The following is a 12,947-nucleotide window of genomic DNA, read 5'->3' as shown; positions in this document are numbered from 1 at the left end:
CCTGTCGCGCCTCGCGAGGATGCGCCGATGAAATCCTTCAACATCTCGGAATGGGCGCTGTCCCACCGGTCCTTCATCTGGTTCCTCATGGCCATCGCCCTGTTGGCCGGGGCCATGGCCTACACCAAGCTCGGGCGCGAGGAGGACCCGGCCTTCGCGATCAAGACCATGGTCGTCCAGGCCCGCTGGCCGGGCGCCACCATCGACGAGACGCTCCAACAGGTCACCGAGCGCATCGAGAAGGAGGTCAAGCAGATCAACGCGGTCGATTACACGAAGAGCTACACGACCCCGGGCCAGACCACGGTGTTCGTGAACCTTCGCGAGACCACGCCCCCCAAGACCATCCCGTGGCTGTTCTACCAGGTGCGCAAGCGCCTCGGCGACATCCAGGGCACGTTCCCGCAGGGCGTCCAGCCGCTGGGCTACAACGACGAGTTCGGCGACGTGTTCGGCAACATCTACGCCTTCACGTCGGACGGCCTCTCGATGCGTCAGCTCCGCGACTACGTCGAGCAGGTGCGCACCGGCGTCCTGGCCGTGGAGAACGTCGGCAAGACCCAGGTCCTGGGCGCGCGCGACGAGGTGATCTACCTCGACTTCTCGGTGCGCAAGCTCGCCGCGCTCGGCATCGACATGCAGAGCGTCATCAACACCCTCCAGGCCCAGAACGCCGTCCAGCCCTCGGGCGTGATCCAGGCCGGTCCCGAGCAGATCAGCGTACGCGTCGGCGGGCAGTTCACGGACGAGAACAGCCTGAGGGCCATCAACCTTCGGATCAACGACCGCTTCTTCCGGCTTTCGGACGTGGCCGAGATCTCCCGCGGCTTCACCGATCCGCCCGAGGCGCTGTTCCGCTACGACGGACAGCCTGCCATCGGGCTCGCCGTCGCCATGCAGGCCAGCGCCAACCTCCTGCATTTCGGCGAGGCGTTGAAGGAGAAGATGCGGGAGCTCGAAGCCGACCTGCCCGCCGGGGTCGGCATCCATCTCGTCTCCGACCAGCCCAAGATCGTGGAGGAGGCCGTGGGCGGCTTCGTCCAGGCCCTGATCGAGGCGGTGGTGATCGTGCTGGCGGTGAGCTTCATCAGCCTGGGATGGCGCGCCGGCCTCGTCGTCTCGCTCTCCATCCCGCTGGTCCTGGCCATCACCTTCGTGATCATGGACGCCATGGGGGTGACGCTCCAGCGCATCTCGCTCGGCGCCCTCATCATCGCGCTCGGCCTCCTCGTCGACGACGCCATGATCTCCGTCGAGATGATGGTCGCGCGCCTGGAGGTCGGCGACAGCCTGCAGAAGGCCGCCGTCTTCGCCTACACCTCCACCGCCTTCCCGATGCTGACGGGCACGCTCGTGACCGTAGCCGGCTTCATCCCCATCGGCTTCAACGGCTCGTCGGCGGGCGAGTACACCTACTCGCTCTTCGTCGTCATCGCGGTCTCGCTCCTCGTCTCATGGGTGGTGGCCGTGGCGTTCACCCCCCTGATCGGGGTCAAGATCCTGCCGAAGACGATCAAGGGCCACCACGACAAGCCGAGCCGTACGCTCTCTGCCTTCCGCGCCCTGCTCCTGCCCGCCATGCGCCATCGCTGGCTGACCGTGACGGTCTGCGTCGCGCTGCTCGGGGCCTCCGTCTACGGCCTCGGCTTCGTGCAGCAGCAGTTCTTCCCGTCCTCGGATCGGCCCGAGGTCCTCGTCGACATGACGTTGCCGCAGAGTGCCAGCATCGGCGAGACGCAGGCCCAGATGGACCGCTTCGAGAGCGTGCTGAAGGGCGATCCCGAGATCCGGCACTGGACCTCCTACGTCGGACAGGGCGCCGTCCGCTTCTACCTTCCGCTGGACCAGCAACTCGCCAACGCCTTCTTCGGCCAGATCGTCATCGAGACGGCCTCCCTGGAAGCGCGCGGCCGCACCATCGCGCGCCTGAGCGAGGTCGCGAAGCGGGACTTCGTCGGCACCGACGTCTTCGTGCATCCGCTGGACATCGGGCCGCCGGTCGGACGCCCGATCCAGTACCGGATCGGCGGCCCCGACCTGCAGGTGGTGCGCCAGTCGGCGATGACGCTGTCGAACATCATCGCCGCGAATGCCAGCCTGTCCGTCCCGACCCTCGACTGGAACGAGCCCGGCAAGGTGCTCAAGGTCGAGATCCTGCAGGACAAGGCGCGCCAGCTCGGCATCACCTCGAAGGACATCGCCACCATCCTCAACGGGGTCGTGGGCGGCGGCAGCATCACCCAGGTCCGGGACTCGATCTATCTCGTGAACGTGGTCAGCCGCGCCCAGGCCGCCGAGCGGCACTCCATCGACACCCTGAAGAGCCTCCAGGTCCCGCTCCCCAACGGCAGCACCGTCTCCCTGCTGGCCTTCGCCAAGATCCGCTACGACCTGGAGCAACCCATCGTCTGGCGGCGCGACCGGCTCCCCACCATCACCGTCAAGGCCACCATCAAGGACGCCACGCAGGCGGCCACGGTCGTGGCCGCCCTGAAGCCCGAGATCGAGGCGTTCCGGAAGACGCTTCCCGCGGGCTACGTCCTCGCGACGGGTGGCGAGGTCGAGGAGAGCGGGAAGGGTGCCGGTCCCATCGCGGCCGTGGCGCCCGTGATGCTCCTCGCCATGGCCTTCTTCCTCATGGTGCAGCTGCAGAGCATCCAGAAGCTCTTCCTGGTGGTCAGCGTCGCGCCCCTCGGCCTCATCGGCGTCGTGGCGGCCCTCCTGCCCTCGGGGGCGCCGCTCGGCTTCGTCGCGATCCTCGGCGTGCTGGCCCTCATCGGCATCATCATCCGCAACTCGGTGATCATGGTCGCCCAGATCGAGGATTACGAGGCCACGGGCATGCCGAGGTGGGACGCGGTGGTCGAGGCGACCTGCCATCGCATGCGGCCCATCCTCCTCACAGCCGCCGCCGCCAGCCTCGCGATGATCCCCATCGCCCGCGAGATCTTCTGGGGGCCGATGGCCTATGCCATGATCGGCGGCATCATCGCCGGCACCTTCCTGACCCTGTTCTTCCTGCCCGCCCTGTATGTCGGCTGGTACCGGATCAAGCCCGGTCGGGGCGAAGGAAAGGCGGCGACCGCCGCGGACCCGCATGGCCACAGTCAGGTGCCGGCGTGATCCTCGCGGCCCACGATCCGATGGGATCGGCCACGCCGCCGGCATCGCCGATCCGCGGCCGGAGGGGCTCTGACCGCAAGGAGCGGCTCCTCCGGGCCGCTTGCCGCGTGCTCCTGCGCCATGGCGTCCAGGCGCTGACGTTGGAGGCCGTCGCGCGGGAGGCGCGCACCAGCAAGGGCGGGCTCCTCCATCACTTCCCCAGCAAGGCGAGGCTGCGGGCCTCGTTGCTCGACGACCAGATCGACCGGCTCCAGCGGGACCTGCTCCGTCTCGTGGCGGCCGATCCCGACCCGCGCGGGCGTCGTCTGAGGGCCTACGTCCAGGCCCTCGTCGCGCCGGACCCTGCCTGCGACCGGTCCCTCATCCTGGCGGCGCTGCTGTCCGACCCGGAGGCGCTCCACAAGTGGCAGGGCTTCTCCGACGCATGGCTGGGCCCGGACCTGAACGGCATCGACCCGGGCCGTGCCGACGCCGTGCGGGCTCTCGTCGAGGGCTCCTGGCTCGCCCTCGCCCTCGGGCTGGGACCGGCCGACCCGGCCAGGCGGGCCGCGGCCCTGAAGGACCTTCTGCGCCTCGCCCAAGCCTGAGCCGGCCGAGCGCGCGCGTGACCGACCCTCGGTCGAGGGCAAGCGAGAGGCTTACGATGAAGACCATGCCATTCGCAGGCCGGATACGGGCCGTCCTCGCGGCGTCCGCCCTGTCGAGCCTCGGGGCCTGCGCCTCGCTTCCGCGGACGCCCTACACCGCGAGCGAATCCGCTGCGGCCGAAGTGGCGGGGATTCCCGGCGCCCGGATCTTCGCCGACGTCCCCCTGGATCGGTACGCCACCTTCATGGGGACCCGGCCGCCGCGTTCGAGGCTGTTCACATACCTGGCGCTGTCGGGCGGCGGCGGCGACGGCGCTTACGGGGCCGGGGTTCTCAACGGCTGGTCGGCGGCGGGAACGCGGCCTGAGTTCTCCCTCGTCTCGGGCGTCAGCACCGGGGCGCTGATCGCGCCGTTCGCCTTCCTGGGCGCGGCCTACGACCCGGTCCTCACCGAGATCTATACGAGCGGCGTCGCGTCCTCGCTCGTCGCCAATCCCAGCCTCGCCAACGTGGTCTTCGGATCGGGGTTGTTCGGGGACCAGCGCCTTCGCGACCTCGTCGGGCGATACGTCACCACCGACCTGCTGGCGGCGGTGGCAAGCGAGCACGCGAAGGGTCGACGGCTCCTGGTCATGACCACGAACCTCGACGCCAAGCGGGCCATGGTCTGGAACATGGGCACCATCGCCGCGAGCGGCGCCCCGAACGCCGCCGCCCTGTTCCGTGACGTGCTCACGGCGTCGGCCAGCGTGCCGGCGGTGTTCCGGCCGCAGCTTCTCGACGTGCAGGCCGAGGGACGCGTCCACCAGGAACTCCACGTCGACGGCGCCGTGGTCGCGCCGGTCTTCATCCTGCCCCAGGCGGCGCTCGTCGGTGACAGGATCCGTGGCGCCCCGGGGAAGGCCGACTTCTACGTGCTCATGAACGGGCGGATCGATCCCGAGTTCGAGATCGTGCGGGCCGAGACCCTTCCCATCGTCCAGCAGACCCTCGCCACCGGGGCGCAGGCACGTAGCTCGGCGAGCCTGGCGGCGGCCTACGCCTTTGCTGCGAGCCACCGGGCAGGGTTCCACCTCGCCTACATCGACGGGGCCGCTCCCAGGCCGACGACGGTGAACGGCTTCGAGGTCTCGTACATGCGAAGCCTCTACTTGGCCGGCTTCGGGAAGGCGCGATCCGGGACCGCCTGGCGCAGCACGGTTCCGCTGACCGCGCCCGGCGACGTTGCAAGCTCGGTCGGAGCGCCTCGGCGAGGCCCGGGATCCGAGTTCTGAAGGGGCCGATGTTCGGATTGCATCGTTCCGCGATGATTCGCGGTCGATGCCTCACAAAGGGTTCGCCTGACCCAACGCGCTCCTCACGCGAACCGATGTGTTCCAGGGATCACGGAGGATGAGGTCGCCGCCGTCCTCTCGGGTGTCCTCTCGGATGGACCGCACGGTCGCTCGAAGCGCCGTGAGGCAGGCCGCGTCGCGCATGAGGATCTCGAAGCCCGCGAGACCTGCACTGCCTGGCTTGCGCGGTCCGGCCCCGGCGCTTCTCCAGATGTTGGCCGCGAGCTGATGATGGTACCCGCCCATGCCGTAGAAGCGTGCGCTCGGCACCAGTTCGTTGGCCTGGAAACCGAGGAGCGTCGCGTAGAACCGATCCGCCAGGGCGAGGTCGCCGACCTGGAGGTGGACATGCCCGATGCAGCCGTCTGACGGCATCCCGGACCATGGACGGTCCTTGGCCCGCATCAGCTCTCGAAGGTCGAGCCGCTCGCTGCTCATCCGGACGAGGTCGTCGATGACCGTCCAGGTTTCGCTCGGCCGGTCCGCATAGACCTCGACGCCGTTCCCCTCCGGATCGCGGAGGTACAAGGCCTCGCTCACGCGATGGTCCGATGCGCCTTCGAGGACGACCCCGCGCCGCATCGCGTGATCCAACCATCCCCCGAGCTGCCTCCGCGACGGCAGCAGGAAGGCGGTATGGAAAAGGCCGGCCGAACCCGGTGCCGGCGCATTGGCGTCCGGCTCGTGCGTCAGGGACAGAAGGGCCGGGCCACCGGCGCCGAGGTGGAGCGTCGGCCCCTCGCGGCCCATCGGGGCGAGGCCGATGGTCTCCTCGTAGAAGCGACGGGTTCGGTCGAGGTCGCGGACGACGAGGTCGACGCGCCCGATCCGACCGGGTGCCTTGTCGAGGAGACTGGGTGATCCTTGGTCGTGGTCGACGGTCTGGTCGGTCAGGGACATGGCAAACGGCCCGGGTTGGATGTCGGAGGGGTCTTTCGAGGATCACGAGCGCGGTGCGATGGGCGCCCTGGTGGCGCGGCCCCACAGGACGAAGGCCGAGAGGGTCAGCAGCACGAGGTTGAGCGGCAGCACCGGGATCTCGCCACGCGAGACGTGGAAGGCCATCGCCAGGAGTTGCAGCACCACGCAGCAGAGCGCGGTGACGACCGTCAGGCGAGGCAGGATGCGGGTCGCGGCCGGAAGGATGATCCCGAGCCCGCCCGCGATGTCGACTATGCCGATCAGGCGGACGAACGCCTCGGGGAACTGCCCGGTCCAGGGCATCATCGTGGACAGGTCGGGGATCGGCGTCGTCAGCTTGGTGAAGCCCGCGAGGACAAACACGAGCGCCACCAAGCCCTGGGCGATCCAGAGACCGATGCGGAGGGCCTTGCCGGAAGACCGGTCCGAGGGCCGCAGGGCGGGAGAAAGGGTCTGGGACATCGTCGAGGGCTCCGGTTTGGGTGTTGAGCGACCCACAACGTGCTAGGTCTCGAACATCGATGAAACCGGGATTGTCTCGATGATCCCCATCGGATCTGACGATGATGATGGATGCCCTCACGCTCGACCAGTTCCATGTGTTCGTGGCGGTGGTGGAGGCCGGCAGCTTCTCGGAGGCTGGGCGCAGGCTCAACCGGGCCCAATCCGCCATCACCTACGCGATCCAGAAGCTTGAGGAGCAGGTCGAGACCGAGCTCTTCGACCGGACCGTCTACAGGCCCACCTTGAGCCCCTCGGGTCTGGCGCTGCTGCCCCAGGCGCGCCGCATCCTCGACGATGTCGGCCGGTTCCGTATCCAGGCCCGGGAGATCAAGCGGGGGTTGGAGACGGGCCTGCACCTCAGCCTCGGCGCCCTCGTGCCGGTGGGGCTACTCGCGCCGGCCTTCGCCGCCTTCGCCGACGCCTATCCGAGCGTCCGGCTCCGCATCGGCATCCAGCCGTTCTCGTTGGACGTGCGGGACGGCGCGGGATCGAGGGAGCCCGCGGACATCCACGTCGTGTTCGGCATGCTGCTTCCGGACACGATGGTGAAGCGGGTAATCGGGGCGATCACGCTCATCGACGTGGCCGCGCCGTCCCACCCGTTGGCGGCCCTGGCCGGCCCGCTGGGTGCCGAGACGTTGCGCGACCACCTCCAGATCGTGCTGACGGAAGGCACGAAAGCGCCCGCCGACCAGGAGATCGGCGTCGCGGCGGCCAACACCTGGCGGGTGACGGATTTGGCGGCCAAGCACGCCCTGCTGCTGGCCGGCATCGGGTGGGGCAGGCTCCCCGATGCGCTCGTGGCGGATGACCTTGCCGCGGGCCGCCTCGTGCACCTCCCCACGGAGGACTGGAACGACAACGGGGCGCTCCGCCGCATCACGCTGGTCGCGGCCTATCGGCGGGACGAGCCCCTCGGCCCGGCGGGCCGCTGGCTTCTTGCGAGGCTGGGCGGCGGCGAGGACGCGCAGCCGCCCGTGTCCTGAAGGCCGGGGCGGCTGCGCGTATGACCAGGGCGACCGTTCGTCCCGGAGTTCGGGGACCCAGCGTGGGCGTCAGTGACGCCGGTGGACGAGCAGCGAGAGGCCGTCGCCGAGAAGACCGGCGACGAGCAGCCCGTTGACCGGGTGCTCGGAGTTTCGATGCGCCGCCTCGCGTCGTGCAGGTGGCGGCCGCCGGTGCGATAGGCGTCCTCGGCATGGGCGCGGGCCTCCCGGGCGACGTGGCGTGCCGTTCGTTCCGCATCATGGAAATGCGCTTCGGCTGCATCCCTAGCCAGGTGCAAGCGATGCTCGACCTCGTCCCGGTCGGCGAGATGTCCGACGGCGTCCCGGACTCGGGCGCCGGCGTGGCGAGCGGCATCCTCGACCTGGTCCGCGACGTCGCGCACGGCATCCCGTGCCCGGCCGTAGAGGTTCTCGGCGGCTCCCTCGGCCTCGTGAAGACGTCCCTCCGCCGAATGGCGGTGCGAACCTGTGAGGTCGCCGACGGCGCCCTGTACCTTGCCGCCGAGTTCCTTGGCGGCGCCCGTGATGCGATGCGTATCGACTATGTTGTCGTTCCTTCTTGGGTTGGAGAGGGGTGGTGTTCTTGGCCCGGCGCTCCTCAGGTGACGAGGTACCGGACCATGATCTCGCTCGCCGCCCGCGGGCCGTAGTCCACCGGGTCCTCGTCGGGATGCGGCGGGACCAGGTCCGTGGGGTCGAGGCCTTCGAGGACTTGACCGAGTTCGCCGACCGTGAGGCCGAAGCCGAGCGCCTCGCGGACGGCTTGGCGGGCGTGCGTCCCGAGCCGCGAGGTGCACCGTGAGGAATAGGGAGGCCGCAGGGTCGGGACGCTAGGCGTTGTCCGCGACGAGAGCGGGCTCGCGCGAATGACCGCCTGATCGTCAGCGGAGCACGTGGGCCTTGCCTTCCTGAAGACGTCGGAGGCGGGATGGCCGCTTAGGTGGGCATGACGGCCGATGCGTTCCCGGGATCCGCCAGTTCGACGACCATCGCATCGATGAACACCCTCGCCCTGGTCGACATCGTTTGGGCGGACGCGAACAGGGCGTAGACCGGCGACGGCGCGCTCGCATAGTCCGGGAGCACCCTTTCCAGCCGATTCGCGGCGAGGTCGGTTGAGAGGTCCAGGGCGGACTTCAGCATGATGCCTGCCCCCGCAAGAGCCCAATCGTGCACCGCGTCGCCGCTGTCCGAGCGAAGGCGCATCCTGAGACGGAACTCCGTCTCGACGCCTCCCGGACCAAGCAAGCGCCACGGCATCGTCGCATCCCCGTAGCTCAAGCCTTCCAGGCCGACGACGTCTTCAGGCTTCGATGGGCGTCCATGCCGGTCGAGGTAGTCGGGCGCCGCGACCAGGATACGCCGGTTGTCGGCTAGCCGACGCATGATCATCGTGCTGTCGCGTGGGGGCCCGATGCGGATTGCCACCTCGATGCGCTCGCCGATGAGGTCGGTAACGCGGTCGTCGAGCCTGAGGTCGACTTCGAGCCGGGGATGCCGTGCCGCGAGGCGGCACAGGACCGGTGCGACGTGCTGCCGCCCGAACGAGACCGGCGCGCCGACCCGCAGCAATCCCATCGGCTCGTCACGCCCGGTCGCGAGGCGCTCCTCGGCGGATTCGATGGCGTCCAGCGCCCGTTCCACCTGAACGAGCAGGGTCTGGCCCTCGTCCGTTATCGACAGGCTCCGCGTGGAGCGTTGGATCAATCTCACACCGGCCCTGCGTTCGAGCGTCGTCAAGCGCTTGCTCACAACAGCCAGCCCGACCCCGAGATCGCGCGCCGCCGCCGTCAGGCTGCCAAGCGCTGCGATGCGACGGAAGGTGCGTAACTCGTTCAGATCGTCGAGCATCGATCCTCAACCCTCTTTCAAGAATGACTCAACTGTAACCTGGCTTATGAGCCGAAAAGCAAGAGGTAGGTTGTGGTGACGAACGGGGTCGCTTCCCCGGCGCAACTTAGAGGAGACTGATGCCATGCCTCTGGACCTGAACGGACGGACGGTCCTCGTCGTCGGCGCTGCCGGCGGAATTGGTTCGGCGACAACGCAGCTTTTCGCGCGGAGCGGTGCCCGGGTCGTCGCGGCGGGCCTTCCGGGCGCGAAGCTCGACGACGCCGCGCGAGCCGCAGATGCGGAGGCGACCGCGCTCGATTTCACCAGGCAAGCCGAAGTCGAAGCCTTCTTCGGCGGCAGGAAGCCTTTCGACCACATCGTCGTCGCCGCAGCTTCCACGAAAGCCGGCTCGGTGGCCGAGCTTCCTTTCGAGGACGCCAGGTCGGCGATGGATTCGAAGTTCTGGGGTGCCTACCGTGTCGCCCGGTCGGCGCGGATCGTCGACGGCGGATCCCTGACCTTCGTCTCGGGCTACCTGAGTCACCGTCCTAGTCCCACCGCCGTCCTGCAGGGGGCGATCAACGCCGCGCTTGATGCCCTTTCGCGCGGCCTGGCCTTGGAGCGGGCGCCGGTCCGGTTCAACACGGTGTCGCCGGGGCTCGTGGATACGCCGCTCTATGCGCGGATGGATACGGCCGACCGGCAGGCGATGTTCGAGCGCCGCGCTGCGCAGCTGCCTGCACGCCGGATCGGGCATCCCGACGACATCGCCCAGGCCATCCTGTTCGTGGCCACGAACCCCTATGCCACCGGCTCGACCGTCACCGTCGACGGCGGCGGCACCATCGCGTGAAGGGCCGCCGATGCGCCTCGACCACGCCACGCTCCGCACCCGCGACCTGGATGGCCACCGTCGCTTCTTCACGGATGTCTTCGACCTGAGCGAGGGCTTCCGCCCGGCCTTCGGCTTTCCCGGGCACTGGCTCTACGCGGACGGGGAACCCATCGTGCACCTCATTCCAGCGCGAGCCGGCGTGCCAGTTCCGGACGGGTCGGCCGAGTGCATCGACCACGTCGCCTTCCTCCGCGACGACCATGACGCCTTCCGCCGGCGCCTCGACGACCATGGCATCCCCTACAGCCGGATGGAGCTCCCCGAGATCGGCGAACGCCGCATCTTCCTGCACGCCCCGGGCGGCACGCTGATCGAGGTCGCCTTCCGCGACAGTGAACCGACAGAAATGAGCCAGGAGTTCAACCGATGATCCCGTCGCTTCGTTTCGCCACCATGGCCGTCGTGCTGGCGACCACCCCCGCCGCCGCAGAGACGCTCGTCTCGCCAGGCGTGCTTGTCGTCGATCCCGGCCAAGCGTCGCAACAGCGCGAGGCCGTGGTGCTGGCAGCCCGGCGATACGCCACTTTCTGGAACACCGGCGACCCGGCCTACGCCCGGGCGGCGCTGTCCGAGGACTTTGTGGACGAGACGCCGCCGCCCGGGCGGGTGCAAGGTCCGACCGGACCGCTCCTGGCCTCGGAAGGTTTTCGAAAGGCTGTTCCGGACCTCACCTGCGAGGTCGAACAGATGATCGTGGCGGGCGACCGGGCCGTGCTGCACCTGCGTTTGCGCGGTCATTTCACCGGCACATTCGAGGGTCGCCAGGGCCGGGGCGAGCCGGTGGCGTTCATCGCCACCGATATCTACCGCGTCGTCGACGGACGCATCGCAGCCAACTGGCACATCGAGGACAACCTTACCCTGCTTCGGCAGCTTGGCACCGTTCCATCTCCATAAGCCCAAGCGCCACCTCGCCAGGACTGCAGACCATCGGGAAACGCATCATGACCGTCCCTCGTCGTAACATCGTCGCGAGCCTTACCCTGTGTTTCCTGGCGGGAGCATTCTCACTGCCCGGCTCCACTCGTGCGTTTGCGGAAGAGGATCCCCGCCTCGTGACGGCGATGACCCTCGACACACCATCGACCGGGGTTAGCATCGCCCCCGATGGGCGCCGTTTCCTCGTGCTCGCGCGGCTCGACGGCTCGGCCGGTCCGCAGATCGTGGAGTGGAAGGACGGCATCCTCGTCCCATATCCGGACGTGACGTGGAACGGCTGGGCGAAGGGCCAGGACCCGTCCAAGGCCTTCGTGCGCGTCAACGCCCAGCGTATCGGGCCCGACGGGGCCCTGTGGCTGGTCGATACCGGCGCCCCCGGCATCGGAAACCCCGTCCTACCCGGCGGCCCGAAGCTCATCCGCATCGACCTCGCGACGAACCGGGTCGCCCGCGTCTACCCGTTGGGCTCGGTGACGAAGGCGGACAGCTTCGTCGACGATGTCCGCTTCAACGGCGGCCACGCCTATCTCACCGATGCCGGCGCGCCTGGTCTAATCGTACTGGATCTCGGCTCGGGCCAGGGACGACGCGTCCTTGACGGTCACCCCTCGACCGTAAGCGACCGGGCGGTCTCGGCCGAAGGTCGACCGATGTACGGCCCGGACGGCAAGCCGCTCCACATCCATGCGGACCAGATCGAGGTCTCCCCCGACGGGCGCTGGGTCTACTACCAGCCGAGCTCCGGCCGGATGTCGCGCATCGATACCCGCTATCTCGATGATACGGACTTGGATGCGGCGAGCCTCGCCACCCATGTCGAGCGCTTTGCCGATACGCCTTCGACCGGTGGGACCGCCATCGATGCCGAGGGCAACATCTACGTCAGCGACACCGACCAGCTCTCCGTGCTGAGGCTCACGCCCGACGGAACCCGCACAACAGTGGTGCGGGACCCTCGCCTCGTCTGGGTCGATGCGATGTGGATCGACGCTGACGGGCGTTTGTGGATGCCTGCAGCGCAACTGAATCGAATGGCCCCCTTCAACGGCGGCGTCGACCGGGTGGCGAAGCCACTGAGGGTGTTCACCCTCGACATCGGTGCCAAGCCTGCCCCCAACGACCATCGCTGATCCGAGGCAGCGACCGGAGTTGGCCGGCACTGTTATGAGGTGGATGACGAACCGCGCCCCAACGATTATCGCTCAGGAGCGAACATGTCGGACTCGACAAAGACCAGACGTTTCGACCTCACGGCTATCGCGGCCGCGCTCCCCGAGACGGCGCAGACGCTTCTCGTCGACACTTATCTGACCGACCGCGAGGCGGCGAGCGCTCGGGTTTTCCGCGTCTATCGCCCCACGCCGCCGCATTACCACGCTACCTGCGACGAGTACCTCTACGTGCTGTCGGGGCGCGGCACATTCTGGATGGGTGATGCCGGAAAGGAGGCAGAGTTCGGGCCGGGAGAACTCCTGTTCTTCGAACGTGGTACCGTTCACGCCCTGCCGACACTTTTGGAGGAACCTGTGGTTTTCCTCTCGGTCGATACGCCGCGTCGCGCACCTTCCGATATCGTCTTCGTCGATCCCGCCGACGGTTCGCCCGAGACTTTCATGGCCCGCAATGCTCCAACGCGATGAGCGTAATCTGTTACCCGGCGAGCGGCTTCAGGCGCGCAATCTGATAAACACTATGTAGTCTTGATCGAATGGCCTGCCCCCTGAAAAGTGGTCCTCCCTAAGGTATGGCTTTGAGCCATGTGGAGGATGTCATCATGGGACGGAAGAAGCATACGGCTGAAGAG

The 12,947-nt window shown here is 68.2% G+C and carries 13 protein-coding genes; 9 read left to right on the top strand and 4 right to left on the bottom strand.

The window, feature by feature from the left end; genetic code table 11:
* Nucleotides 1-27: 27 nt before the first annotated feature.
* From BM419_RS29035 to BM419_RS29025, 3 genes are all read left to right on the top strand, one after another.
* Nucleotides 28-3,123, top strand: a complete 3,096-nt coding sequence (locus BM419_RS29035) for an efflux RND transporter permease subunit (protein WP_091928482.1) — start codon at nucleotides 28-30, stop codon at nucleotides 3,121-3,123.
* A 20-nt stretch (nucleotides 3,124-3,143) separates the two neighbouring features.
* A complete protein-coding gene (locus tag BM419_RS29030; protein WP_279578176.1) occupies nucleotides 3,144-3,710 on the top strand; it encodes a TetR/AcrR family transcriptional regulator in 567 nt (188 codons plus the stop codon).
* A gap of 65 nt (nucleotides 3,711-3,775) precedes the next feature.
* Entirely contained in the window at nucleotides 3,776-4,984 is a 1,209-nt protein-coding gene (locus BM419_RS29025) for a patatin-like phospholipase family protein (RefSeq protein ID WP_051074374.1), read from the top strand.
* 51 nt (nucleotides 4,985-5,035) lie between these two features.
* On the opposite strand, the gene BM419_RS29020 is transcribed toward BM419_RS29025, so the two are convergent.
* Nucleotides 5,036-5,944 carry a VOC family protein gene (locus BM419_RS29020; RefSeq protein ID WP_018042920.1) on the bottom strand — a complete coding sequence of 303 codons (909 nt, stop codon included), beginning with the start codon at nucleotides 5,942-5,944 and terminating at the stop codon, nucleotides 5,036-5,038.
* A 42-nt stretch (nucleotides 5,945-5,986) separates the two neighbouring features.
* Nucleotides 5,987-6,427: a DoxX family protein gene (locus BM419_RS29015; RefSeq protein WP_018042919.1), complete on the bottom strand. Its 441-nt coding sequence runs from the start codon at nucleotides 6,425-6,427 to the stop codon at nucleotides 5,987-5,989.
* A 101-nt stretch (nucleotides 6,428-6,528) separates the two neighbouring features.
* Here BM419_RS29015 and BM419_RS29010 point away from each other — a divergent pair, with 101 nt between their 5' ends.
* A complete protein-coding gene (locus BM419_RS29010; RefSeq protein ID WP_056145478.1) occupies nucleotides 6,529-7,455 on the top strand; it encodes a LysR family transcriptional regulator in 927 nt (308 codons plus the stop codon).
* Here the strand turns inward: BM419_RS29010 and BM419_RS29005 are convergent.
* Together BM419_RS29005 and BM419_RS29000 are read right to left on the bottom strand one after the other, a co-directional pair.
* Nucleotides 7,365-8,273: a CsbD family protein gene (locus tag BM419_RS29005; RefSeq protein ID WP_243910422.1), complete on the bottom strand. Its 909-nt coding sequence runs from the start codon at nucleotides 8,271-8,273 to the stop codon at nucleotides 7,365-7,367. The genes BM419_RS29010 and BM419_RS29005 overlap by 91 nt on opposite strands.
* 139 nt (nucleotides 8,274-8,412) lie before the next feature.
* On the bottom strand, nucleotides 8,413-9,327 hold the full coding sequence (locus tag BM419_RS29000; protein WP_018042915.1) for a LysR family transcriptional regulator: 915 nt from the start codon (nucleotides 9,325-9,327) through the stop codon (nucleotides 8,413-8,415).
* A gap of 124 nt (nucleotides 9,328-9,451) precedes the next feature.
* On the opposite strand from BM419_RS29000, the gene BM419_RS28995 reads away from it, so the two are divergent.
* From BM419_RS28995 to BM419_RS28975, 5 genes are all read left to right on the top strand, one after another.
* Nucleotides 9,452-10,162 carry an SDR family oxidoreductase gene (locus BM419_RS28995; protein WP_018042914.1) on the top strand — a complete coding sequence of 237 codons (711 nt, stop codon included), beginning with the start codon at nucleotides 9,452-9,454 and terminating at the stop codon, nucleotides 10,160-10,162.
* A 10-nt stretch (nucleotides 10,163-10,172) separates the two neighbouring features.
* Nucleotides 10,173-10,574: a VOC family protein gene (locus BM419_RS28990; protein ID WP_018042913.1), complete on the top strand. Its 402-nt coding sequence runs from the start codon at nucleotides 10,173-10,175 to the stop codon at nucleotides 10,572-10,574.
* Nucleotides 10,571-11,101, top strand: a complete 531-nt coding sequence (locus BM419_RS28985) for an ester cyclase (RefSeq protein ID WP_018042912.1) — start codon at nucleotides 10,571-10,573, stop codon at nucleotides 11,099-11,101. The genes BM419_RS28990 and BM419_RS28985 overlap by 4 nt, the downstream gene beginning before the upstream one ends.
* Before the next feature lie 47 nt (nucleotides 11,102-11,148).
* On the top strand, nucleotides 11,149-12,273 hold the full coding sequence (locus BM419_RS28980) for an L-dopachrome tautomerase-related protein (RefSeq protein WP_056145477.1): 1,125 nt from the start codon (nucleotides 11,149-11,151) through the stop codon (nucleotides 12,271-12,273).
* Between the two features lie 84 nt (nucleotides 12,274-12,357).
* Complete coding sequence (locus tag BM419_RS28975) at nucleotides 12,358-12,783, top strand: cupin domain-containing protein (RefSeq protein ID WP_018042910.1); 426 nt, start codon at nucleotides 12,358-12,360, stop codon at nucleotides 12,781-12,783.
* Nucleotides 12,784-12,947 lie beyond the last annotated feature (164 nt).

The organism is Methylobacterium sp. yr668, from assembly GCF_900116245.1.
Taxonomy (GTDB): Bacteria; Pseudomonadota; Alphaproteobacteria; order Rhizobiales; family Beijerinckiaceae; genus Methylobacterium.
Note: the sequence above shows the minus strand (reverse complement) of the source record. Positions and strands in the feature narration are given on the sequence as shown.

Coding starts and splice junctions, on each gene's coding strand:
- BM419_RS28985 (WP_018042912.1), top strand. CDS start 10,571: ATGATCCCGTCGCTTCGTTTCGCCACCATGGCCGTCGTGCTGGCGACC.
- BM419_RS29020 (WP_018042920.1), bottom strand. CDS start 5,944: ATGTCCCTGACCGACCAGACCGTCGACCACGACCAAGGATCACCCAGT.
- BM419_RS29025 (WP_051074374.1), top strand. CDS start 3,776: ATGCCATTCGCAGGCCGGATACGGGCCGTCCTCGCGGCGTCCGCCCTG.
- BM419_RS28975 (WP_018042910.1), top strand. CDS start 12,358: ATGTCGGACTCGACAAAGACCAGACGTTTCGACCTCACGGCTATCGCG.
- BM419_RS28980 (WP_056145477.1), top strand. CDS start 11,149: ATGACCGTCCCTCGTCGTAACATCGTCGCGAGCCTTACCCTGTGTTTC.
- BM419_RS29030 (WP_279578176.1), top strand. CDS start 3,144: ATGGGATCGGCCACGCCGCCGGCATCGCCGATCCGCGGCCGGAGGGGC.
- BM419_RS29000 (WP_018042915.1), bottom strand. CDS start 9,327: ATGCTCGACGATCTGAACGAGTTACGCACCTTCCGTCGCATCGCAGCG.
- BM419_RS29010 (WP_056145478.1), top strand. CDS start 6,529: ATGATGATGGATGCCCTCACGCTCGACCAGTTCCATGTGTTCGTGGCG.
- BM419_RS28990 (WP_018042913.1), top strand. CDS start 10,173: ATGCGCCTCGACCACGCCACGCTCCGCACCCGCGACCTGGATGGCCAC.
- BM419_RS29015 (WP_018042919.1), bottom strand. CDS start 6,427: ATGTCCCAGACCCTTTCTCCCGCCCTGCGGCCCTCGGACCGGTCTTCC.
- BM419_RS28995 (WP_018042914.1), top strand. CDS start 9,452: ATGCCTCTGGACCTGAACGGACGGACGGTCCTCGTCGTCGGCGCTGCC.
- BM419_RS29035 (WP_091928482.1), top strand. CDS start 28: ATGAAATCCTTCAACATCTCGGAATGGGCGCTGTCCCACCGGTCCTTC.